This window comes from Brevibacterium sp. H602, assembly GCF_051172395.1.
In the GTDB taxonomy this organism is placed as follows: domain Bacteria; phylum Actinomycetota; class Actinomycetes; order Actinomycetales; family Brevibacteriaceae; genus Brevibacterium.
In genome coordinates this window covers 83615-105951 of the sequence record NZ_JBPIZD010000003.1, presented here as the reverse complement: position 1 = coordinate 105951, position 22337 = coordinate 83615, and the positions used below count along the sequence as shown (strand labels likewise).

Annotated in this window: 22 protein-coding genes; 14 read left to right on the top strand and 8 right to left on the bottom strand. The window is 63.6% G+C overall.

Annotated elements, in window-relative coordinates:
• Nucleotides 1-6: 6 nt before the first annotated feature.
• From ACSBQT_RS03665 to ACSBQT_RS03650, 4 genes are read left to right on the top strand one after another with little or no spacing between them, the layout of a single operon-like run.
• Nucleotides 7-213, top strand: coding sequence for an MbtH family protein (locus ACSBQT_RS03665; protein WP_435000914.1), 207 nt, complete (start codon nucleotides 7-9; stop codon nucleotides 211-213).
• On the top strand, nucleotides 213-1196 hold the full coding sequence (locus tag ACSBQT_RS03660; protein WP_435000913.1) for an ATP-binding cassette domain-containing protein: 984 nt from the start codon (nucleotides 213-215) through the stop codon (nucleotides 1194-1196). Before ACSBQT_RS03665 ends, ACSBQT_RS03660 begins: the two co-directional genes overlap by 1 nt.
• Nucleotides 1193-1993 (top strand): ABC transporter permease, encoded by an 801-nt coding sequence (locus ACSBQT_RS03655; protein ID WP_435000912.1) that lies wholly within the window; start codon nucleotides 1193-1195, stop codon nucleotides 1991-1993. The genes ACSBQT_RS03660 and ACSBQT_RS03655 overlap by 4 nt, the downstream gene beginning before the upstream one ends.
• Nucleotides 1990-2724: a 4'-phosphopantetheinyl transferase family protein gene (locus ACSBQT_RS03650; protein ID WP_435000911.1), complete on the top strand. Its 735-nt coding sequence runs from the start codon at nucleotides 1990-1992 to the stop codon at nucleotides 2722-2724. Before ACSBQT_RS03655 ends, ACSBQT_RS03650 begins: the two co-directional genes overlap by 4 nt.
• A gap of 37 nt (nucleotides 2725-2761) precedes the next feature.
• Here ACSBQT_RS03650 and ACSBQT_RS03645 read toward each other — a convergent pair whose 3' ends face one another.
• From ACSBQT_RS03645 to ACSBQT_RS03635, 3 genes are all read right to left on the bottom strand, one after another.
• A complete protein-coding gene (locus ACSBQT_RS03645; protein ID WP_435000960.1) occupies nucleotides 2762-4462 on the bottom strand; it encodes an FAD-binding oxidoreductase in 1701 nt (566 codons plus the stop codon).
• Between the two features lie 14 nt (nucleotides 4463-4476).
• The gene (locus ACSBQT_RS03640) at nucleotides 4477-5211 is read right to left on the bottom strand and encodes a lysophospholipid acyltransferase family protein (protein WP_435000910.1); all 735 of its coding nucleotides are present in this window, start codon (nucleotides 5209-5211) and stop codon (nucleotides 4477-4479) included.
• A 77-nt stretch (nucleotides 5212-5288) separates the two neighbouring features.
• Nucleotides 5289-6071 (bottom strand): SDR family NAD(P)-dependent oxidoreductase, encoded by a 783-nt coding sequence (locus tag ACSBQT_RS03635; RefSeq protein ID WP_435000909.1) that lies wholly within the window; start codon nucleotides 6069-6071, stop codon nucleotides 5289-5291.
• Between the two features lie 104 nt (nucleotides 6072-6175).
• Here ACSBQT_RS03635 and ACSBQT_RS03630 point away from each other — a divergent pair, with 104 nt between their 5' ends.
• The 8 genes from ACSBQT_RS03630 to ACSBQT_RS03595 all read left to right on the top strand — a co-directional run bounded on the left by ACSBQT_RS03630 (nucleotide 6176) and on the right by ACSBQT_RS03595 (nucleotide 14034).
• Complete coding sequence (locus tag ACSBQT_RS03630; RefSeq protein ID WP_435000908.1) at nucleotides 6176-8422, top strand: HAD-IB family hydrolase; 2247 nt, start codon at nucleotides 6176-6178, stop codon at nucleotides 8420-8422.
• Complete coding sequence (locus ACSBQT_RS03625) at nucleotides 8416-9333, top strand: hypothetical protein (protein ID WP_435000906.1); 918 nt, start codon at nucleotides 8416-8418, stop codon at nucleotides 9331-9333. The genes ACSBQT_RS03630 and ACSBQT_RS03625 overlap by 7 nt, the downstream gene beginning before the upstream one ends.
• A complete protein-coding gene (locus tag ACSBQT_RS03620) occupies nucleotides 9323-10108 on the top strand; it encodes a ferritin-like domain-containing protein (RefSeq protein WP_435000905.1) in 786 nt (261 codons plus the stop codon). Before ACSBQT_RS03625 ends, ACSBQT_RS03620 begins: the two co-directional genes overlap by 11 nt.
• 152 nt (nucleotides 10109-10260) lie before the next feature.
• Nucleotides 10261-10953, top strand: a complete 693-nt coding sequence (locus ACSBQT_RS03615; protein ID WP_435000904.1) for a fasciclin domain-containing protein — start codon at nucleotides 10261-10263, stop codon at nucleotides 10951-10953.
• Between the two features lie 133 nt (nucleotides 10954-11086).
• Entirely contained in the window at nucleotides 11087-11743 is a 657-nt protein-coding gene (locus ACSBQT_RS03610; RefSeq protein WP_435000902.1) for a sigma-70 family RNA polymerase sigma factor, read from the top strand.
• Entirely contained in the window at nucleotides 11740-12546 is an 807-nt protein-coding gene (locus ACSBQT_RS03605; RefSeq protein WP_435000901.1) for an anti-sigma factor domain-containing protein, read from the top strand. Before ACSBQT_RS03610 ends, ACSBQT_RS03605 begins: the two co-directional genes overlap by 4 nt.
• A gap of 145 nt (nucleotides 12547-12691) precedes the next feature.
• Nucleotides 12692-13303 carry a hypothetical protein gene (locus ACSBQT_RS03600; protein ID WP_435000900.1) on the top strand — a complete coding sequence of 204 codons (612 nt, stop codon included), beginning with the start codon at nucleotides 12692-12694 and terminating at the stop codon, nucleotides 13301-13303.
• Nucleotides 13300-14034, top strand: coding sequence for an RES family NAD+ phosphorylase (locus ACSBQT_RS03595; protein ID WP_435000899.1), 735 nt, complete (start codon nucleotides 13300-13302; stop codon nucleotides 14032-14034). Before ACSBQT_RS03600 ends, ACSBQT_RS03595 begins: the two co-directional genes overlap by 4 nt.
• A gap of 638 nt (nucleotides 14035-14672) precedes the next feature.
• Here the strand turns inward: ACSBQT_RS03595 and ACSBQT_RS03590 are convergent.
• Nucleotides 14673-16304, bottom strand: a complete 1632-nt coding sequence (locus ACSBQT_RS03590; protein ID WP_435000898.1) for a hypothetical protein — start codon at nucleotides 16302-16304, stop codon at nucleotides 14673-14675.
• A 198-nt stretch (nucleotides 16305-16502) separates the two neighbouring features.
• On the opposite strand from ACSBQT_RS03590, the gene ACSBQT_RS03585 reads away from it, so the two are divergent.
• Complete coding sequence (locus ACSBQT_RS03585) at nucleotides 16503-17711, top strand: YbfB/YjiJ family MFS transporter (RefSeq protein WP_435000897.1); 1209 nt, start codon at nucleotides 16503-16505, stop codon at nucleotides 17709-17711.
• Between the two features lie 73 nt (nucleotides 17712-17784).
• On the opposite strand, the gene ACSBQT_RS03580 is transcribed toward ACSBQT_RS03585, so the two are convergent.
• Nucleotides 17785-18522 carry an MBL fold metallo-hydrolase gene (locus tag ACSBQT_RS03580; protein ID WP_410709801.1) on the bottom strand — a complete coding sequence of 246 codons (738 nt, stop codon included), beginning with the start codon at nucleotides 18520-18522 and terminating at the stop codon, nucleotides 17785-17787.
• 341 nt (nucleotides 18523-18863) lie between these two features.
• Between ACSBQT_RS03580 and ACSBQT_RS03575 the strand changes: the two genes are divergently transcribed.
• On the top strand, nucleotides 18864-19007 hold the full coding sequence (locus ACSBQT_RS03575) for a GPGG-motif small membrane protein (protein WP_162835624.1): 144 nt from the start codon (nucleotides 18864-18866) through the stop codon (nucleotides 19005-19007).
• A gap of 131 nt (nucleotides 19008-19138) precedes the next feature.
• Here the strand turns inward: ACSBQT_RS03575 and ACSBQT_RS03570 are convergent, their stop codons facing one another.
• From ACSBQT_RS03570 to ACSBQT_RS03560, 3 genes are read right to left on the bottom strand one after another with little or no spacing between them, the layout of a single operon-like run.
• A complete protein-coding gene (locus ACSBQT_RS03570; protein WP_039209172.1) occupies nucleotides 19139-19849 on the bottom strand; it encodes a glycosyltransferase in 711 nt (236 codons plus the stop codon).
• On the bottom strand, nucleotides 19846-21258 hold the full coding sequence (locus ACSBQT_RS03565) for a PIG-L family deacetylase (RefSeq protein WP_435000896.1): 1413 nt from the start codon (nucleotides 21256-21258) through the stop codon (nucleotides 19846-19848). Before ACSBQT_RS03565 ends, ACSBQT_RS03570 begins: the two co-directional genes overlap by 4 nt.
• Entirely contained in the window at nucleotides 21248-22303 is a 1056-nt protein-coding gene (locus ACSBQT_RS03560; RefSeq protein ID WP_435000895.1) for a hypothetical protein, read from the bottom strand. Before ACSBQT_RS03560 ends, ACSBQT_RS03565 begins: the two co-directional genes overlap by 11 nt.
• Between the last annotated feature and the right edge of the window lie 34 nt (nucleotides 22304-22337).

Here is a 22337-nt window from a genome sequence, read left to right as displayed (position 1 = left end):
AACCCCGTGAATAACCCCTTCGATGACACAACAGGGACCTTCCGCGTGCTGGTCAATGACCTGCAGCAGCATTCGCTGTGGCCGTCGTTCGCCGATGTGCCCACGGGATGGGTCCTCGTGTTCGGACCGGCCAGCCGCGACGACTGCCTCGAATTCGTCGAGGAGAACTGGACGGACATCACTCCGCGCCGGCTCGCCGAGATCGCCTCATAGTGATTCGCCTGGAGAACCTGAGGAAGAACTATGGGGCCTTTCGAGCTCTCGACGGCATCAGCCTGGACATCGAGGAGGGACAGATCTTCGGTCTCCTCGGCCCCAATGGAGCAGGGAAGACAACGACCGTCAAGGTACTGTCCACACTGATCCGCCCCGACTCCGGCACTGCCGTCGTTGCAGGCCACTCGGTGACCGCCGATCCGACTGCCGTCCGCCGCAGCATCGGCCTCTCCGGCCAGTACGCGGCCGTCGATGAGAAGCTCACCGGTTACGAGAATCTCGTCATGGTCGCCCGCCTCTACGGGATGAGCCGCCGGGAATCGGCGGCCCGTGCCCGCGAGCTGCTGGCCGAATTCGGTCTCAGCGACGTCACAGGCAAACGCGCAGGCGCCTATTCGGGAGGCATGCGGCGACGACTCGACCTGGCCTCGGCCCTGGTCGTGCGCCCGCCGGTCGTCATCCTCGACGAACCGACCACCGGGCTCGACCCGCGCGCACGTCTCGACACCTGGGAGGTCATCACCACTCTGGTCAGAGGCGGCACCACAGTGCTGCTGACGACCCAGTACCTGGAGGAGGCAGACCAGCTGGCCGATCGCATCGCCGTCATCGACTCCGGACACGTCATCGCCGAGGGAACCTCCACGGACCTCAAGGGCAAGCTCGGTGCCGAACGGATCACACTGACGCTGACCCACCGCGACTCCCTCGACAGAACCCTGCGGATCCTCGACCGCATCATCGGCGACTCCGCCCACCCGCAGACGGACTCGTCGGGACTGCGCATCACCGCGTCCGCACCTCTGGGACAGAGGGATCTTCTGCAGGTCCTTGCCGCCTTGGATGAAGAGGGGCATTCCGTCACCGAGGCGGCCCTGTGCCGTCCCACGCTCGACGACGTGTTCCTCGATCTCACCGGACAGCCCACCTCGGCGAGGCCCGCACGGACACCGGCAGACACCGCCGAGGTGGGAGCATGACCGCACTCGTCTCCGCCGCTCGCGACAGCTCCGTCATCGCCTGGCGCAATCTGCTCACCGTCCGTCGGACTCCGGGCGCCCTGGTCACGGGAGTCGTCCAGCCGGTGATCTTCGTCTTCCTCCTCGCGTTCGTCTTCGGCGGCAGCCTCGGCGGCGGGCCGTACCGGGAGTTCCTCATCGGCGGGATCCTGGCTCAGACGCTGACCTTCAATTCCTCCTTCACCGCCGTCTACCTCGCCAAGGACCTCCAGCTCGGACTCATCGACCGTTTCCGTTCGCTGCCGATGTCACGGGTCGCCGTTATTCTGGGCAGAACATCCTCGGACCTGGTCACCAGCCTCATCTCCGTGGCGGTGACGATGATCTGCGGTCTGCTCATCGGATGGCGCATCACCGAGGGATTCGGCTCAGCCCTGCTGGGCATCACGCTCCTGCTGCTCTTCAGCTTCGCCATGTCGTGGATCGGTGCGGTCATCGCATTGACGGCCAGGAGCGTCGAGGTGGCACAGAGCCTCGGCCTCATCTGGCTCTTCCCCGTCACCTTCATCTCCGGAGCCTTCGTCTCGATCGACACCCTTCCCGGCCCGCTGCAGACGATCGCCGCGTGGAACCCCATCACCGCGGTCGCCACCAGCGTCCGAGAACTGTTCGGCAACCCACCGCCGGTCGGGTTCGTCACCAGCACGGGCTGGGCGGCCGACAACGCCGTCATCTATGCGATCCTCAGCTGCGTTGCGGTCATCGCCGTCTTCTCTCCCATCGCCGTCTCCCAGTACCGTCGGATCAGTCGGAGATGACGAGAGCCCCGATCGAATACCTCATCAGCGACATAGCAGCGATCGAACGGGTGCTCGCCGAGCACCCGTGGCTCGATTCGCTGTTATCACCGGACGAGGCCGCTCGCGCGGACCGCTTTCGCAGACCCTCCGATCGGGCCGCGTTCCGAGGGGCGCATCTGATCTTTCGACTCATGGCGGCTCGCCGCCTCGGCGTCGACCTCGAAGAGGCCGGCGAATTGGAACTGACACGCCGCTGTCGCACGTGCGGCGGCCCTCATGGCAAGCCGACAGTCCCCGGGGCGGAGCTCAGCCTGTCTCGGTCGAACGGGGCCGTGGCGATCGCCTCGGCGCCTGGGACCTCACCGATCGGAGTCGACATCGAACAGGTCCCTCCCGATGTCTTCTCAGGCTTCGACGACTACGTCCTCGGCCCGACGGAGACTCTGACCGAGGGCGGCGATTCCGTGCGTCAGCGCGTCGACCTCTGGGTGTGCAAGGAAGCCGCGGTGAAGACCACCGGGCACGGGTTGTCTGTGCCGCCCAGTGATATCGAAATCATGAACCTGCCGTCGGGAATCGGCCCGCACGGACAATGGACGGCCACGATCGCGGCCCCCGGAAATTCCGAACTCGACGCACTGAACATCTCCCGGCTCACATGCCCTCGACCGTATGTCGCTGCGTTGTGCAGTGCCGATCGACTGCCCGTCGAGGCTGTCGGCCTGCAGGAGATTCTCGCCGGACGGTGAGGATGCGGATGCGTGCAGCCCAGCGAGACCAACCTCCTCAGGACGGAGCCCGATCGCCGAGGACTTTCCCCGGGTTGAGGTTCTGTCCGGGGTCGGTGGCTCGGAATACGGCATCGACCAAGAATGCCCCCGGCTCGCTGATGTCGTCGACGAGCCATGGCTGGTGTTCGGTGCCGACTCCGTGGTGGTGCGACAGGCCTCCGCCGGAGTCGATGAACTCCTGCTGAATGCTGTCCTTGACGTCCTGATACTCCGCCAGCGCCGTGCCCTCATCCGTGTAGGGAATCGCGAAGGTGAAGTACAGGCAGGCGCCGCCGTGATAGCTGTGGGACAGATGGCAGAACATGAACCCCGGTCCGCCCTGCCCACTGCGGGTCTGGCGGAATCGCTCGTGCACTCGAGCATGGACGTTCTTGAGATCTCCCCACGTCACTCCCGTTTCACAGACATCGCCGAAGACCTTGTAGTTGAGCAGGAAGTCGCGCAGATACGGGGTGTCGAACTTCTTCTGATCGTAGACGGTGCCGGGCCCGGAGCCGAGACTGATTCCGCCTCGGCGACCGATGATTTCCTTCACCTCGGCCTTCTCACGTGCCACGCGCTCCTTCGACCCTTCGAAGCAGACGTATGACAGGCACATGCCTTCTGTCGTGTCCCATCCTTTGGACCGCAGGTAGGCGAACAGGGCGTCCTGACCGCGAGCCGCGATCGTTGCCTTCACGCCCCTCGGCTCAGAGACCATCGCGAGACTGAACCGAGTCTCGGGCCCGTCGGAGAGACGGGTGAACGCGGGTGTGACTTCGGACCGGGCGATGTCGTGCATGGCCTCGACCCCACTCGCCCAATCGGGGAAGAGGTAGGCGATGACCTGTCGCACCTTCGGCAGTCGATGCACCTGCACCGTGCATTCCGAGATCACGCCGAGACGTCCTTCGCTGCCGAGGACCATCTCGTGCACCGACGGGCCCGAATCGCGGCCCGGAATGGGCTTGCTCACCATGACGCCACGAGGGTGGACGACGCGAAGTCCACGCACGATGTCTTCGATGTCACCGTACTTGTCCGACTGCATTCCCGATGACCGGGTCGCCGCCCATCCGCCGAGGGTCGAATAGCTGAACGAGTCGGGGAAATGACCCATCGTCCATCCGCGAAGATTGAGCTGCTCCTCGAGGTCGGGCCCGTATGCTCCGGCTTCGACTCGGGCGAGGCCCGAATACTCGTCGATGTCGATGACTCGACGCATCCTCCCGAGATTCAGCGAGACGATGGGACGCTCCTCATCCGGACTCGGGGTCACTGAGCCGGAGATGCACGAGCCGCCGCCATAGGGGATGAGCACGAGATCTCGCTCGAGGACGAGAGCGAGGACAGCGGCGATCTCATCCTCGCTGCCGGGGTAGACAACGGCGTCGACGAGGCGGGTGATCGGCTCGTGGCGCACCCGGTAGAGGTCCGGCAGGGAGCGGCCGAACGAATGGACCACGCGCAGTTCGTCGTCGACGCTGACATTGTCCGACTCGACCACGGCGCCGAGCTCGTCGAGAAGCGTCGATGTCATACGAGACTCGGGTATGTTCAGATCGCTGAGCGCCGGCGTGGTCGGCCGCGGAGCATTCCAGAGGTCGAGACCGACTTTGTCTTTGGCGATCGCAGCGAAGTCGGGTTTGGTCTCCCACCGGAAGTCGACTCCTTCTGCTCCCCAGCCCCACCAGCGATGCCGCTTGACGTCCTGCATTCTCATGGGTTCTCTCATTTCTTCGTCCTTTCCGGCGATTCGGCGTGTGCACTGCCGACACCGATGTCATCGGCTCCCGCGGCGAAGAGCTCCGCCACGAGTTGCCGCACCCGCGCGGTGAGCTCAGACAGCGATTCCTCTGATCGGGCGGTGACCGGTTCACCGAAGACCACATGCACAGGTGGCCTGCCCGGCACCGGCCAGGCGGAGCCTTTGGGCATCGCTTCGTAGCCTCCGACGACGGCCGTCGGAACGATGGGGACAGAGGAGTCGACTGCCAGCTTGATCGACCCGACCTTGAAATCAGCGATCGTGCCTGACTTCTGCCGACCGCCCTCGGGAAACAGCAGAACCGGCACACCCGAGCGCAGCAGAGCGCGGGGCAGATGCGCGCTGCCGCGTGATCCTTCGCGATAGATCGGAAACGCGTTGAAGAGCCACCGGACGAAGAGCCGCTTGTGCCATACGGTGAAGAAGTAGTCGTTGGCGACTCCGGTCGCAAGGAACCGCGACTGTCTGCGCGGCAGGCTCTGCGCGATCATGGGCGCGTCGAGGTGTGAGGTGTGGTTGGCAATCACGAGAAAGCCTCGGTCGAGCTTGCGCACTCCTGGAGCGATACTCACCGTCGGAGTGATCGTCGAACGGACGAGGCCCCGGAAGAGGACACGTTGGAGGAGGAATCGCAGCGCGGAGCGCGTGCGCGACCGGTACTTCGGCGGCGCCGGCGGGGAGAGAGTGTGATCAGTCATCTCCACTGGTTCGGAGCCGCTATCGCATTCGGATGGGCATTTCCCCGAATTTCTTCGACCGGTCGAGCGTCGCCGCCCTACCCCTCCTGCTGCCGACGAGAAGTGAGCAGAGCGGACAGACGGTGGATTGCCGGACGCGGCAGCACCCGAAGCGTCGACGAGATCATCTTCCACCGCAGCTGCGGCACCGAGATCCTCTTCCCGCGAGCGACGTCTCGCAAGCACCCCTCCACGAGCATGTCCGCATCCATCCACAGCAGGTCGGGAATCGACGTTCCAGCGATGCCGGCTCGGGAATGGAACTCAGTGCGCACCCATCCGGGCACCAGAGCGGTCACATTCACGCCTGTGCCCGCAGTCTGGACCGACAGCGCCTCGGAGTAGTTCTGCGTCCACGCTTTGATGGCGGTGTAATTATTCTGCGTCAGCCCAGCGCTGACGGAGCAGACATTGATGATCCATCCCCGCCCTCGATGCTTCATCGCTCTGGCGGCGGCACCGCCGATGATCAGCACAGCGCGCTGCATCACTTCGAAGCCGCGATCATGTTCGGTGACATCCGGGCTGAGCAGGCTCGATCGGACCGAAAATCCCGCATTGTTGACCACGATGTCGATATCGGGTTCCGAACCGGGCTCCTCGATCCGAGCCGCCACGCGAGCCTGGGCACCTCGGTCGGCGAGGTCAGCCGCGATCGTTTCGACATGAACGCCGTAGTCGGCGCGAAGCTGCTCGGCAAACGACTCCAGGGTGCCGGGGTCCCGAGCGACGAGGACAAGACTGACACCACGTCTGGCGAAAGCGCGGGCGAAAGCCGCACCGATCCCCGCAGTGCCTCCGGTGATGAGGGCCACATTCATATTGCTACGATACAGGCATCCAAACACCGGTCCGCACCGAATCAATCGTGTAAACCACGTCCGCGCTTCCACCGAATCGCATTCTCTACCCGATAGGTTTCCGCATGTACGCCAGCCGATACCTCTTGACCGGTGCCACAGGGTTCCTTGGTCAGGCGCTGCTCCAAGCGCTGCTCGAAAGCGACCCGCACGTCGCCGTCACCGCACTCGTTCGTCCCCGCGGAACCCACTCGGGACATGATCGTCTGCAGCGGCTGCTCGGCAAGCCGGTCTTCGCGTCCTGGATCGATCGGGTCGGCGAAGAGACTGTGCGTGAGGCCTTCGATTCACGGGTCACGGCCCTCGAGGGAGACCTCGCTGATCTGCCGCCCTTGACCGATCGCTTCGACGTCGTCATCCACTCCGCATCGAGCGTGTCCTTCGACGCTGCTATCGATGAGGCGTTCGACACCAATGTCGGGGGCGTCGAACGACTCTATGCCGCTCTGCGGGAATCGGATCAGAGCCCCCACGTCATCCATGTCTCGACAGCCTATGTCGGAGGCATCGCGAAGGGCCTCGTGCAGGAGTCCCGGCTGCCCCACACCGTCGATCATGGCGATGAGTCCCGGGCGGCCCGACAGGCCAGGACCAGCGTCGAGTCCGAATCCAGACAGCCCGAGAATCTGAGTCGATTCATCCGCACAGCCCAAGCACAGAGCTCTCGGATGGGCCCGAAATCGGTGGCCGCCGGGGCGGAAGCCGCCAGGGAGAGCTATGTGCGGGATCGACTCGTCGAGTTCGGACGCACCCGTGCCCAGTCCCTCGGGTGGACAGACATCTACACCTTCACCAAGGCGCTTGCCGAGCGGATCGGCGAAGAATGGGCCGCCGAGGGGCATCAGGTCTCGTTCGTTCGCCCGTCCATCATCGAATCCGCGTTCCGTCGACCGAGCCCCGGGTGGATCGACGGCTTCAAAGTCGCTGACCCCCTCATCATGGCCTACGCCAAAGGAAGCCTCTCGGAGTTCCCCGGGCACGCCGATTCGGTGCTCGACATCATTCCCGTCGACTATGTCGTCAATGTCATCCTCGCCCTTGCCGAACAGGGTCCTCTCGAGCGGCAGCCGGCAGAGCACGACAGCAGCTCCGGACAGCCGGATCGAGGTCGTTCGGACTACTACCAGGTCGTCTCGGGCACGAGCAATCCCCTGCCGTTCCACCAGTTGGTCGGAACCGTCCGCGAGTACTTCCTCGCCCATCCCCTGCCTGACACAGAGGGGGTTCCCACGGTGGTGCCCGAATGGAGCTTCCCCAGCTCCGAACTCATCGAACAGCGCATCCGGCTGAAGGAACTGGTCACGGGCGTCGGCCGCGAAGTCGTCGAGCGGCTGCCCGCCTCGGCGCGCACACGCGCTCTGATTTCACGGCTGCACAGAACCGATGCCAAACTGAAGTCGCTGCGTCAGTTCGCCGACCTGTACCAGCAGTACACGAAGACAGAGATGATCTTCGATGATGCGAACACGAGACGGCTGCTTGAGCGGCTGCCGGAGGACTGCCCGACCAACCGCAGGTTCGACGTGACCGAGATCGACTGGACGGAATACTTCCAGGACGTCCACATCCCGGCGATCACAGAACTCACCCGCAGCTATTCGCGCAGACGCCGCCAGAGCGAGGCCCCGCCCACTCCGCGTCCCCTGCCGCCGACTTCCGAGGCTCTGGCCGTCTTCGACCTCGACGGGACGGTGATCTCGGCGAACATCGTGCAGCAGTTCGCGGCGGTCGTGCGCGCCACGCAGCCGATCTACAAGTGGCCGGCGATGATGGGAACGATGGCCCGAGTCGTCCCCGGACTGCTGCGCGCCGAGTACCGCGACCGTTCGGACCTTATCCGCATGGTCAACCGTCGGTATCAGGGCTTCGAACTCGATGAGCTCCGAGCGGCCGTCACCGGCCGCCTCGGGCAGACGATCCGCGACTCCATCCGCCCCCAGGCCCGGCAGCTCATCGACGAGCACCGCGCGGCCGGTCACCGAACGGTCCTGCTCACGGGCGCTCTCGACGTCCTCGTCGAACCTCTGGCCGATCTCTTCGACGAGGTGGTCGCCACCCGGATGGACGTCACCGCTGACGGTGTTCTCTCGGGGTTCCTCGCGAGCCCTCCGCTGGTCGATGAGGCTCGGGCGAACTGGCTGCGCAAATATGCCGACACTGTGGGTGCCGATCTGGGACGTTCGACCGGCTACGGCGACTCTCTGGGCGATGCCGCATGGCTCGAACTCGTCGGCAGTCCCGTTGCCGTCACTCCGGATCTCGGTCTCTACGGCCTGGCACTGAAGAAGCGATGGAAAGTGATGGAATGGTGACAAGCGACAGAACACTCCACAACCCCCTCATCGAACATCCGCCCGGGCACGTCAGAGGACGACTGTTCTCCGATGCAGAGCATCCCATCGTGCTCCGCACAGCATTCGATGTCGACGACTATCTTGCTCACGCTCGAGGACGAATCGAATTCGACCCCGAGCGCATCGAGATGACCGAGGACGTGGCACACGATCTCGGCTTCCTATGGCGACTGGAGAACTCAGCGCTGGCCGAGACCCGGGCGATGTTCGCCTCCTGGACGTCCAACGAAGCGCGAATCACAGCCTTCGTGACGGGATGGGGCTACGAGCGGTACTGGTTGGCGCGGGCACTGCGCGACATGCTCGAAACCACCCTCAGCCCTGAGGACCTTCGCGGGGGCAGGTCACGGAGACTGCGCGGAATGTGGGTCGAACGGGGCCTGCCGATCCTCGCACCTGTCGTCGGCGGACTGGTCAAGGAACCTCTCACCGCCGGACACATGGCCAGGCTCGCGATACAGGAGGCGGGCCTCCAGGCAGCTGAACGGGCAGTGCGTACACGACTCAGCGGTGAAGCCGCTCGCGTCCTGACCGAGATCATCGACCGGCGCGAGGCGATCGTCCGCTTCTTCCGTTCGGAGGCGGTGGCTCGGATCCGACGATCACGGATCGAAGCCCTCACCGCTCGTGCTCACCTCATGCGGCCGTGGGCTCCTCTGAGGATCGTCGGAGTGCCCGAACCGGATGAAGCCAGCGCTCTGACAAGCATCTTCGCCTCTGCCTCCGACAGACGACGTCTGATCGACTCGGATGCCGAGATCGGACGGTTCCTGCCGGGGAACCCGCAGCCTTCGATGAACCAAGTGACGGCGGCGCTGCGCTCGACGCGCAGAGCCCATGCTCAAGCAGGGAGAAACCATGGCCTTTGACTTCGACAAGTACGCCGAGACGTCCGAGGCGGTGAACTGGACCGATCTGGATCTCGATGTGTTCGATGACATGCCCTTGGACAGAGACACTCTCCGGTCGGTGCGATACATGTGCGACGTCGAATACCACACCACATGTTTCGTCAGGGAGCTGCTCGTCACTCCTTCACACAGCGAGGACGCCACGGCGGCATTCATGACCATGTGGAACCGTGAGGAGTTCTGGCACGGAGAGGCATTGGCCGCCGTGCTCGAGAAACACGGGATCCACGTCGATTACGACGAGGTCAAAGCCAAGCGGATGAGCTTGGGGTGGAAACTCGCGCTGGGACCCGCGAAGCAGTCGCTGCTGTCGAACATGGTGGGCACGGACTTCATTGCCGTGCATATGGCTTGGGGTGCGGCCAACGAACTCTCCGCCACAGCCGGATATCGCAGGATGGCGGCGATGCAGGACCACCCGGTGCTCTCTCCGCTGCTTGAGCGCATCGCCAAACAGGAGACTCGACATGTGGCCTTCTACACGACTCAGGCACGACAGAGGCTCGAAGACAACCCACGAGCTCAGAAGATCGTGCGCCTGGCGCTGGGAAAGCTGTGGAAGCCTGTCGGCTCGGGGATGATGGACGATGCCGAAGTCAAGCACGTGATGAGTCATCTCTTCCAAGAGCACACAGACGAACTGGACAAGCTCGACAAGAGCGTCCAGAAGCTGCCGGGTCTGGACTCGCTGACCATCTTCCGCGATGCCTTCGCCCGCTTGGGAGTCGGCTGATTGCCGCCGGTTCCGCGAAGGATTACTCAGGTTTCTTCTCCATCCGCCCATCCGATCCCGGCACCGCACCGAATACCCAGTACACAGCGAGCAATGGAGATCACTTCACAGCTGTGCGCGAATACGCATCACTGTTGATTAGGAGAAGAACAATGAAGACACTGCTTCGCACACGCACCGCCACCATCCTCTCGGCCGGCGCCATCGGCCTGTTGGCTCTGAGCGGCTGCGGAATGGATTCCGGTTCCGGCGGGGAGGAGTCCGGTTCGGAATCGGGCAGCTCCGAATCTCAGCCCGCTGACTCGGGCGAGTCCGAGATGCCAGACGAGTCCGGCGACTCCTCCATGGCCGATTCCGACCTCGTCGGCAAGGGCTGCTCGGCCTACGCGGAGGCGAACCCGGACGGGGCCGGTTCTGTCGAGGGCATGGGCCAGGATCCGGTGGCCACTGCCGCCTCGAACAACCCAATGCTGACCACCTTAACCAAGGCTGTCTCGGGTGAGCTCAATCCCGATGTCGACCTCGTCGACACCCTCAACGGTGACGAGTTCACGGTCATCGCCCCGATCGACGATGCGTTCGCCGATGTGCCGAAGGACGACCTCGACGCCCTGGCCAAGGATTCGGACCAGCTGACGAAGGTGCTGACCTACCACGTCATCCCCGGTCAGCTCTCCCCCGATGAGATCGCCGGTGAGCACGAGACCGTCGAAGGCTCGAAGGTCAAGATCTCCGGTGAGGGCGAGGACATGAAGTTCGACGATGCCGGACTGGTCTGCGGCGGAGTCAAGACCGCCAACGCCACGGTCTACATGGTCGATGCCGTGATGATGCCGAAGGACTGACATCCCATACTCCTCGCAGCACCGGTCAGGGATCGATCCTTCATATCGCGATCGGCCCCTGGCCACCCCTCTTTCCTCCTCTCACCACCGGCGAACGTGCCAGGCACTGCTCGGGGGATGAGAAGATTGGTGCATGAGTTCCGACGATCCGACGACGTTTCGACACAGTCCCCCGGAGTCTGCGCCGCAACCCCGGCAACCGGCCCCCACCTCAACGGACACCACGTCTGGCGACTACGGTTCGGCCGATCCCAGCGGTCAGCTGCTGCTGAGGATCAGCGAGGGTGACGCGGCGGCGTTCGAGGAACTCTTCACGAACCAGTCCAGGATCCTCATGGCCGTGATCGTCCGGATCGTCAAGAGCCAGTCACTGGCCGAGGAGGTCCTGCAGGAATGCTTCACCGAGGTGTGGACTCGGTGCTCGGGCTTCAATCCCGCGAAGGGAACGGGCCGGGCATGGTTGATCACTCTGTGTCGCAGACGGGCCATCGACTGCGTGCGCAGCGTCCAGTCCCAGCAGGACCGGGACCTCGCCGATGGACTGCGGTCCACCGCCGAGGCGGGTGATGAGGTCGAGCAGACCGTGATCGACCGGGCGGAATCGGACCGGACAGTCTCGGCGCTGAAGGGACTGCCGGAGGATCAGAGCAGACCGATCGTCATGGCGTTCTATCAGGGTCTGACCCACGCTCAGATCTCGGAGAACCTCAAGGTGCCGCTGGGCACCATCAAGTCACGGATCAGAGACGGAATGAAGAAGCTGCGAAAGGAATTGGAGGCGAGTCGATGAGCACCGATCGTGACTATCTGGCCGCCGGCCTGGCGCTCGGCGGACTCAGCGACTCCGAGCTCGCCGAGGCTCAGACGCTGGCCGATTCCGATGCTGACTTCCGTGCCGAGGTCGCCGTTTACGCCGACGTCATGGCCGAAGCAGCCGAGTCCGACGAGCCGGTCGAGGTCAGCTCGGAGACTCGACAGGCGATTCTCTCCATCCCCCAAACGCATGCGCAGCAGAGGTCGACGAACGGGCTGCTGAGCCCGGCGACGCATACGGAGGCGAACTCGACTGCAGCGAACCCGGTCTCCCTCGCGCCTCCGACCTCTCTGGCCGATCACCGCGAGTCACGTCGTCGCTCCTGGGTGCCTTATGCGGCCGCCGCGGCCGCGCTCATCGTCGCGGCTGGATCCGGGGTGACCGTCTGGCAGCAGACGCAGCGTCAGAACCAGCTCGAGGAGGATCTCACCGCCGCGCAGCGGCAGCTCGACGAATCCACACGGCTGATGCAAGCCGACGATCTGCGCACGAGCACGGACGAGCTTCCGGAGGGAGGAACGGTCACCGTGTCGTCCTCGGAGTCCGAACAGCTCATCCGGATCAGCCCCGACGGTGTCGGACGGGCTCCAGAGGGGAAATCAATGCAGATGTGGGTGATCGGCGATGAGGGGCCAGAAAGCGCCGGACTGATGACCGGAGAATCGACGACGATCGGCGGCCACACTTTCACCGACGGCAGCGTCTTCGGCATCACCATCGAGCCGGAGGGCGGATCCGATCAACCCACTACGGACCCGGTCGTGGCGATCAATCTATAGGGCCCGAGGTCAACCGCGAAGAGTTTTCCGCCCTTCGGGGAGTTGCTCCAAGACAGGCGAACTTGACGGCGAAATGTAGCGATTGAATAACCTGCTGCCGGAATTGCACAAGTGCTACACTGGAGAGCAGAAGTAGGAGGTTGCTATGACTGCACAGGCGCATCAACCTATGGCCCAGGATGAGCAGGTGGATTTCGAAGGGCTGAGTCCACACGAAGTTCAAGACGCCATCCGACTCTACAAACAGCGCAAACGGCTCCGGGTCTCCGGTCGCGCCACGCTGCGAAAGCACATCGATCAGGACTATGTCGACAATGCGCAGATCGTTTCTGGAGCGACTCAGCGCCAGGCGGTCCGCAGTGGTGAGATTCGCAAGCGGCTCCTCGAGAGTGAAGGTGCGGCCACTTACTCGGCCGTGGCTGACATGCGCGACTCCAACGAAAAGGCTGCACGTCAGTGGGTATCGCGCCAGCGCCACGAACAGAGGCTATTCACCGTCGAGGCACAAGGGCGAGTCCTCGTGCCCGCCTTTCAGCTCGACGACGAAGGCGACCTCGACAAGGCGGTCAGCAGCACCATCGTCCAACCGCTGCTCAAGGCCGGCGTCCGACCGTGGGCAATCTGGGCATGGAGTACTCGGCCCACTGGACTGCTCAGCGGGCGCATCCCCGCCAAGCTGGTCCACGAGAAACCAGAGGTGGTTGAAAACTCGGTCCAGGCGCACATCGATGACCTCGACTTCCCAGCCGGCGCATGAGTCGCGCGTTCAAACCCGAAGCCCTGACCTGTCCGGAGCCGTCTACGTGCACGGTGGCGATCGGAGCACTGACTGACCTGGCCCGCAAGGGCCAGCTGCCGTCGACGACCATCCCCGCAGACACAGCCTGGAGTCGCGTTTATGACTCCCGGTTTGGACGCACGGAGTTCAACCCTGGGTTCGGCAACGCACGATTCTCCCCGTTCGACTCCGAATTGGGCGGGAACCGTGTTGCTGCGATCTACCTCGCCGAAACCCCGGAGGCTGCCCTCCTCGAAGGAAGCCTTCGCGATGTCGACGTGGACGGCATTCCGGAGGCTGAGGAGGAAAGCTTCCACGGACTTCTGCACGTCGAACTGCTTGCTTCGGAAGTTTTTAAGGTTGCCGACCTTCGTGATCCGCAGCTGGATGACCTTGGCCTGAAGCGGACAGCGATCTCGTCCAGCCCCAGCCAGCATTACCCCTGCACTCGCACTGTCGCCAAAGCCATCCATGCTTCGCCTCAGAATTTCAGCGGCATCATCTGGCACTCCCGGCAGGTAGAGGTCAGTCGATTGCCCCGAGTGCTCGTCATGGTTCTCTTCGAAGAGCGTCTGAGCCAAGGCCGGGACGCCTTCCGCCTCAACCCGGGACGGGACTCCATCGGCTCCCTTTACGAAGGCGAAGGGCAAGTGCAGCTCGATACGCTGCTCGACAGACTCGGTGTGTCCGTCGTCGACTATTGGGACTGATGACGGCCAACGCGACCGACGTCCTCCTGACCAGATCGATCCACAGTTTCCCGTCGTCGCCTACACAACCAACACGGGTGCCGATCTCCTCATCGCGAGGACGCCGGCAACCGTGGTGTTTCGTCTGCAGTTCGCTGGGCTTGTTGCCCACTGCTCTGCCCTATGAAGAGGCCGGCTTTCTTACTTGGTTGAGGCATCACAACCGTACATCTAAGAAAGCAATCGCGGCGCTGACCAGCGATGACATCAGTCGGGAGGCAATCCTTCTTACTTAGCTCTCTTACACTTGACGAAAGTTAAGTAAGCTTCCATCGCGACTTCGACCGGCTCCCTGCGTTGACGATCTTGCCTGACGTTCGCAGCTTAGTCAGAAGGTTCATCACAGTATTGCGCTTCTGTTGATCGTCAAGGGCATCACTTAGCTTGTCCCACAAAAGATTGAAGCGTTCCGCTTTCAACGTTTCCATCAGATGCCTCGCGGTGCGCTGTGGTACTACAAATCCATCATATGTGAAGCGACTGACACCAGATCTGTCATTCAATGCCGAAGAAGATTGCCTGCCTCATTCTTTCGCGACACAATGTTCTGATTGGATTAGATAAATCCTCACCGTAACAACTCTGCCCGCCCGGCCTCCTCACCCCTTGCGCATGATGAAGACCGTCACCGAGCTCCCGGCCAGGTCGATCCGCAGCTTCCCGTCGTCGCCCATACCGCCGATCGGAGCGGTCGGCGAACCGGACGTATCCGGCGAGTTCGACGCCGAACCAGACGCCCCACCCGACGACGACGACGCCGAAGCCCCGTCCCCGCTGAACGGCACATCGGCCGGCAGCGGGTTCGCCGGCACCACCTGCGTCGCACTCTTCACATCATTCGACTCCCCATAAACCTGAGACGCCGACGAAACACTGAACCCCGACGGCATCGACAGAGTCACAGGGTTCCCGCCCACCGAAGCGGCATCGTTCGCGTTGATCACCGTCGTGACCAACGTGCGGCCGTCGTTCTTCACCACCGTGTAGGCGCTCATATTCCCGCCGCCAGCCACCGAGGTCTTCGTGAAATGCCCACCAACACTCGGCACCAGCAGTCGCAGCCCGAGCATGTTCGGCCTCACCTGAAACTCATCCGACCGGTCCCCGCGGTCGGCCGGATCGCAGATGAGCGACATCGGCGCTCCACCCTTGCAAGCCCCGAGCATCGAGTGCATGGCCATGCGCTCGACACCCAAGGTGGCCGCATACAGCGTGTAGTCGGCGGCCCACAGCGCCGAGGCGTTCGTCAGTGAGGTGTCGTTCGTGCCCGGGCAACTCGTCGGCCCGGTCTCTTCGAGCCACAGCGGCAGCCCCGCAGCGTCGGCCTTGTCCTTCCCGATGCCGAGGTTCTTCTTCGCCGCCTCTTTCGCAATGGGCTCGATGAGGTTCGGCGCCTGCGGGCCCCGACCAGGCACCGAGGAAGAATCGCAGTCGTAGAGCTGGTACCAATGCTGCGCGAGCGCGGTCTTCTTCTTCACTCCAGAGTCCAGGAAGGCCGTCATCCATGCCCCGTCGTAGACGTCGGGGCCGATGATCGGTGCCTCGGGCCGTTTCGCATGGATGGCCTTGGCATACGCTTCGAGCTGCTTGACGTATTTGTCCTCGTTCCAATCGTCACCGCGGACCGCACCACCGGGAACATCGTCGACGGTGTATCCGTTCGGTTCGTTGCCGATCCCCAGACCGATGAGGGAATCGCCGAGGATGTCGATTGCGTGCGCGGCCATGTCCGCTCCGCGTTCCGGATCGTACGTGCCCAGCGGAACGCCGAGGGTGACAGTGGAACCGGTGACATCGACGAGCTTCTTCAATCGCTTGAGGTCATCGGGAGTGATGGTGGTCTGTTCGCCGTGCTTCGGCTTCTCCCCTTTCGACGTCCAGAACGTCCTTCGGTCGAGGGCATTGCCGGCGAATCGCAGCGCCGGAGACCCGAGCGCCTTCAGCTGCTCGTCGAGGTTGGAATTCGCCGGATCGAGCCGGGGGTCGGCCAGATCGGTGGCTTCGAAGGAGACCCCGATGTTGTCAGCCCTGAAACTGGGACCGGTCTTGTCAGCAGTGACTGTGACTTCGGCAGCTGCCCCCGACGCATCGACCTTCGACTGCTCGAATTCGGTCGGAGTGGGGCTCGGGTTCGAGGTGGGCGATGAACCATCAGGATCGAACCACGAACACCCCGACAGAACGAGGGCGAGCGCCAGCACGCCGCCCTGAAAACTCCTTCTGATGTTCACGGAAATAACTTTGCCCTGTCCGCCCGGATACAACAACTTCCACAGTGCGAACTGAGACACCACCCGCACCACCGATACACAGAGAACGTCCGCATCTCCTCCCGCCGAGGCGGTCGCCCCATTCTCATGGCATCGTAGGGTCGGAGACACCGCCACCCGAACATCCGCCCGAAGCACCGCCTGACGAGAGGACCCACCGTGCCCGACAGCACCGCCGTCCCCTCTCTCACTCCCATCCGCGGCAATCTCGGTCTCGCGGTGGCGATGGGCATGGGCCGGTTCTTCTACACTCCGGCCCTGCCACTCATGGTCGCGGCCCTCCACTGGAGCTCGGCGCCCGGTGCATGGATCGCGACGCTGAACTACGTCGGCTACTTCGTCGGCACCCTCGTCATCGCCCAAGGTTGGGTCGAACCCAACCGCTTCGTCTACCGCCTCAGCCTCATCGTCTCCACCGTGGGTCTCGCCGCGGTCGCCCTGACCCCGAATCTCATCTGGCAGGGCGGCATCCGCACGATCGCCGGAATCGCCTCGGGGCTGATCTTCGTGTGCGTGACCCAACGCATTCCCGCGAACTCCCGCCGACCGCGCGACGGCGGCATCTCCTACGGTGGAGTCGGCTTCGGCATCCTCGTCTCCGGAGCCATCGTGCTCGCCGCCGGCAGCTTCGCCGACTGGCGACAGTTGTGGCTCATCTGCACGGCCGTGTCCGCGATCTTCTCCATCATCGCCTGGACCTGGCCGATCCCGGCCCGGATCCCACAAAACCCCACCCCCACCGAGGCGGCAGCCCCTACCGAGTCAGCCAACCCGACCGAGACCAACACCGACGATCCCGCCGAGGCGGTCACCCCCTTTGCGGCCAACCGTCGCCGAGCCATGGCGATCCTCTCCACCGGCTACTTCTTCCAAGGCGGCGGCTACATCATCATCGGCACCTACCTCGTGGTGCTGGCCGGTCCCGTTTTCGGAACAACCGCGGCCGCCTCGACGTGGCTCATCGCCGGGATCGCAACAGCAGCCTCTCCCCTGACCTGGTCAGCGGTCGCCGCCCGCATCGGCACGGTCAAGGCACTGACCGTCTGCTACTGCCTCCAGGTCTTCGGTGCCCTGCTCGCGGTCTTCGGATCCTCACCGGTCGTCCTCATCATCGCTGCCGCCCTCTTCGGCTTCACCTTCATCGGGGTGGTCATGATGACGATCGGCGTCGGCACGCAGATGGGCGTCGCGAACGCCTCGGCGAAGCTGACGTCCTGGTACAGCATCGGTCAGATCGTCGGACCGGCCATCGTCGCGGCGGCCCTGAGCGAGCACATCGCCGCCGCCTTCGTCGCCTCGGCGATCGCTCTGGCCATCGCCATGGTCCTGACCTTGGTCGGCGTCCTCACCGGCAATGTCGGGCGGTGACGCGTGCCGGCCATCTCTGTGTCTCGGCGGTCAGCTGCCAACGGCCCTCCGCCGCGGTTGCCGGTGCGAGCGGTCAGAAAGCTATGCGCAAGTCGGGTTCGGCGGTGAGGACCTCTCCATCGAAGTGCGCGCCTGCATCTTCAGCGGACGCTGAACGGTCATTGCCTGGCCAGAAATGGGTGAGAAGCAGCCGCTTGGCACCGGCTCTCTGAGCCCACTCACCGGCTTCGGAAGCAGTCAATAGGTTGCGGCGGGTGCTGTCCTGCTCGCCGGGTCGGTCGGTGGCATCAACGATGTAGAGATCGGCTGCGCGACCGAGATCAGCGAGTCCCGGATGCGGTCCGGTGTCTCCGGTGAAGGCGACCGCTGCCGTCGCGGTCTCGAGGCGAACTCCGTAATTGGGCACGAAATGCGGCAAAGACACGGAGCTGAGCCTCAAAGGCCCGACTTCGAAGTGCCCAGGCAGAAGATGGATGTCGAATGCCGAGGTCATGTCAAGGCCTGGTTCCACAGCGCCGAGGAGGTCGATGACTCCGGCGGGGCAGTACAGCGGCAGCTTCTTCGTCGGTGTCTCGGCATACTGACGGAAACGGAACAGCGCGTGAAGATCGATGCAGTGGTCAGGGTGTTCGTGAGTGATGACAACCGCATCGATCTCAGCATCTGGCACATGGCTCAACAGGCGCGGGAACGTGCCATAGCCGAGATCGAGCACAAGTCGGAACCCATCCCAGTCAAGGAAATAGCCGCTGCAAGCCTCCCCTGGGACGGGGTGGGCGGCCGAGGCTCCGAGGACCGTGAGTGTACGCATCACATCAGCCTGTCACGCCTGCCTCGTACCGTCCACATTCTTCGTCATACGGGGGTCGGGACCGATCGCCTCTCTCACTCCGCTGTGGCCGCGAAGACGACCCCTCTGTGAAGGAGGAGGTATCGTTCGCGGTGTTTACGCTGTAATCTTCTCGGCGAGTGCTGTTTGAGGTCGGCAGACTCGGAGGATGCAAAGGCACATGGAATCGCACCCTTCGGCCGGCCAAGTGAAAGGCAGCTCTCCGACGTCGTTGCGCTCAGCCTCGGCGTTGATCAGATTCCGCACCGGCTATCGATCCGGTGGTGCCACGCTCACAGCGAAACCGATAAGGAAGAGAAATTATGGCTATTGTCCTATGGATCCTCGCAGCGCTGCTCGTCGTCTCGGGCGTCTTCGCGATCTTGCGTAAGCAGATTCTTTGGGGCGTCGTCCTCATCGTCGTCGGCTGCCTCGTGGGGCCAGGAGGGGTGAGCATCTTCGCCTGATCTGCTCGCACCGTCACGTGAGGCGTCTCTCTCCGGAGGGGCGCCTCACGTGCAGGTGGAGAACGAGTCAGGACCAGAGCGCCACCGCCCCGTAAGCGCCCCGATCTTCGGGACCGGAAGGCACCACCGCTTCAGCTCAGCTGCCGCAGATAGCTGCTGAATCCGCCGCGCGTGCGACCGGACAGACGAGCAGACGTGAGCACTCTGCAGTCGTCGGTTCTGCGGATATCTCCGCCCTCCCGCAGCACCGCGTCGACGATTGCCTCGTCCTCACCGCACACCAGCGGCGGTACGCCGCCCATGGCTTCGAGCACGCCGGCGCGCAGACCCATGTTCGCTCCGAATATGTACGGGTGGTTCTCGAGCAGTTCGTGGTTGGCATGCCAAGCTGCGATCAGTTCGGTCGATGCTGTCTCCGGGCGTGGGGCCACAGTGCCCACCAGGCAATCGACACCTGTAGCGGCGAGTTCAAGATGTGTGGTGATCCAATGTTCGGGCACTCTGCTGTCGGCGTCTGTGAATGCGATCCACGCCGAGTCGGAGTCTTGCTCTGTCGTCGATTTCTCTGTTCGCATGAAGTGCCTCCATCCGAAGTCGCGGGCTCGACCCACGGACTGAAAAGAGGTCGCGAGGACGAAGACGTCGCGATGTCGGGCGGCGAAATCCTCGACGATGCCCTCCGTGGCATCGGTGCAGGCATCTGCCACGACAAGTACTCGAAACCGACAGTCGATGCCTCTCTCGACAGCGCATGAGCGCGATCGCTGCACCGACTCGAGGCACCCGAGGATGTCTTCCTCCTCATTATGAGCCGGGATGATCACACCCAAACGCGTGATCATGCGTGCCCCTCGGCCGCGGATGGGCGGAAATCCTTGTCGATCGTGATGATGTCCAGACGATAATCCCCTTCATACCGGTGTTCGATCCGATGACGAGGCCAGGCGCCTAAGCAGATGCGATGCACTTCATCGGCATCCAGTGGCCAATCGTCGATCTCTCCCCTCCAATGGCAGAGCACGAGGACGAAACGAACCGTTGTCGAGCCATCGATCTTCTCCAAGGTGTCGAAGAGCTGGGAACGACTGAGGTAGAAGCCGGTCTCCGACAGCACGACGCAGTCGAAAGTGCCCTGGGGCCACTCGAAGGGAATGGTGGCATGGACGAAGTTGATTGCCGATGAAGGCGCAGCCCCTCGGCGTCTGGCGATTCGCAGAGCCTGCGAACTCGCATCGACTGCCGTCACCTGCGCCCCGACACCAGCGAGCTCATGGGTCAGAGCGCCGACCGAGCAGCCGATCTCAAGGATATGAGCGTACGGAACCGCAGGCAGATGGGTGAGGAGATTCCGGCGTTTTGCGATCTCATATTCGGAACTCCACACCTGCCAGGGGTCACACCGTTGAACGTGGACTTCGTCGAAGACCGCAGAGGCCGCACTGGCGTCGTGGAGCGTCTGTGAGCTGCCGCCGCCGCAGGAAACCGGAGCCGCACCGTCGCGGAAGTCCGAGACCGCGAAGATGTCTCCACCACGACGGAAGTGTTCGAGATGAGCGGGGCTGAGGATTGCTTCGTCTCCGGGCTGATCGGATAGCGCTGACACCTGCGACGGATACCCGTCGAACACTGCCTGCCTGTCGAAGTTCGCTGGATCGGGCAGAAACGACCAGCTGCGCCACGCCTCGTCGGCGGGGTCTGCCCAATGCCAGTACCAGATCGGGTACTCGAGCACCGTCGTGTGGCGGTCACGCCCCAGCTGCAGGGCTGCTGCTCCGATCGCCTCATGATCGCCATGTCCGTCCCGGCTGTAGGGTGAGACGAGCACGACGTGCCCCTGGTGCTGGTCCACTTCGACCGCGATCTCGTCGACGATCCTCTGGCTGAATGCGTCCAGCTGCCCATCAGGCAACCCCACGAAACGGCGGGACAGACGCTCGTGATCAAACAGATCCAGTGCCGCATCGAACTCGCGCAGACGCATCTCTCTGAGTTCCTTCGTCGAGTGGGTGGGAGACGCCGGATGGGATCGTTCCCCTGCGGTGAAGAGCAGGACGACGACTCGATGAGCGGACCGGCGCAGGCGGGCCAGCAGGCCGGCGGCTCCAAGGGCCTCATCGTCCGGATGTGCGGCAAGGATGATGAACGTGGCCCCGGCAGGCATGGCCTCGACCCCGAGCGCGGGAAGATCCTGCACACCGGCTTCCCTCCAACAGGCTTCGGGCGTGCCGGTGTCACGATGGTCAAAACCCATTGTGGTCGACCTTCGTGCGAAGTTCCGTGCCGAGAGCGGCTTCATCGCGTGGACCGTGGTGCTGACTGATGTAGACGGTGAGGTCAGCGTCGGCTTTGGCGAAGCCGACATCGCCTGTCAGCGCCGCCGGTCCCGCGATTTCGCGACTCAGGTGCTGGATCCGGCGAACTCCTGAGTAGACGATATTGCGCACTGTCAGGGCCACGGTCCAGGCACGTGCACGGGAGTACTCGTCACCCCCGTCGGCTGCGGCCGCTGCCTGCGCGAAGACGCTGCGAATCGAGAAGATCTCAGCCTCGAGCTGACCGATCAGCATCTCACCGACTGTGGATGGGTTGGAGCGCTTGCTGTGCCGTCGCACGGCATTTCTTGCCAGTCCCACGGCGGCGCCGAACCAACATGCTGCCACTCGGATGCCTCCCCAAGCGAATGCAGTTCGATCCAGGTACCAGTTCGGCGGACCGAGGACGGTGACGGGCGTTTTCGTGAATGCGACACTTCCGCTCGGGATCTCCTGCAGCCCCACGCTCGGCCAGGCAGTCGGCTGGGCCTGCGCTCGGGGGTCCCTGAGGTCCACGGCACAGGCGTACGATCCCCCGTCGCTGCCGGCGATGACGATGGCGTGCGAGAGTTCGGCGGCCAAGGAACACCAGGCTTTTTCTCCATCGATCACGGTCTGTTCGCCATCTGCACCCACGGTGAGGACGCGAGCTGGAGACTCGGCGGCGTAGACCCCCCAGGTCGAGCCATCGGGTGCGTCGTGTCCGGCTTCGGCAAGGATGCCCAGCGCATCCACATGGGGTTCAAGCATCCGAGCGACAGCGACATCGACGGCCGCCACCTCGAGCAGCGACTCCCACTGCCGCATCTGAGACGACGTCCCGGTGAGTTCGAGAAATCGACTCAAGGCGCGAACCTTGTCAGCGGTCTGCGCATCGCTGGTGACCAGCTTCCTGAGCTCGTCGTGGCAGGCAGGTTCGTCGCGCCAGGAGCCCAGAGGCGCCGAAATCATCCCAGTGACGTCTAACCGATGCTGTGTGTTCATGTCGAGTCTTTCTGAAATCGTCGGGCAGGTCCTT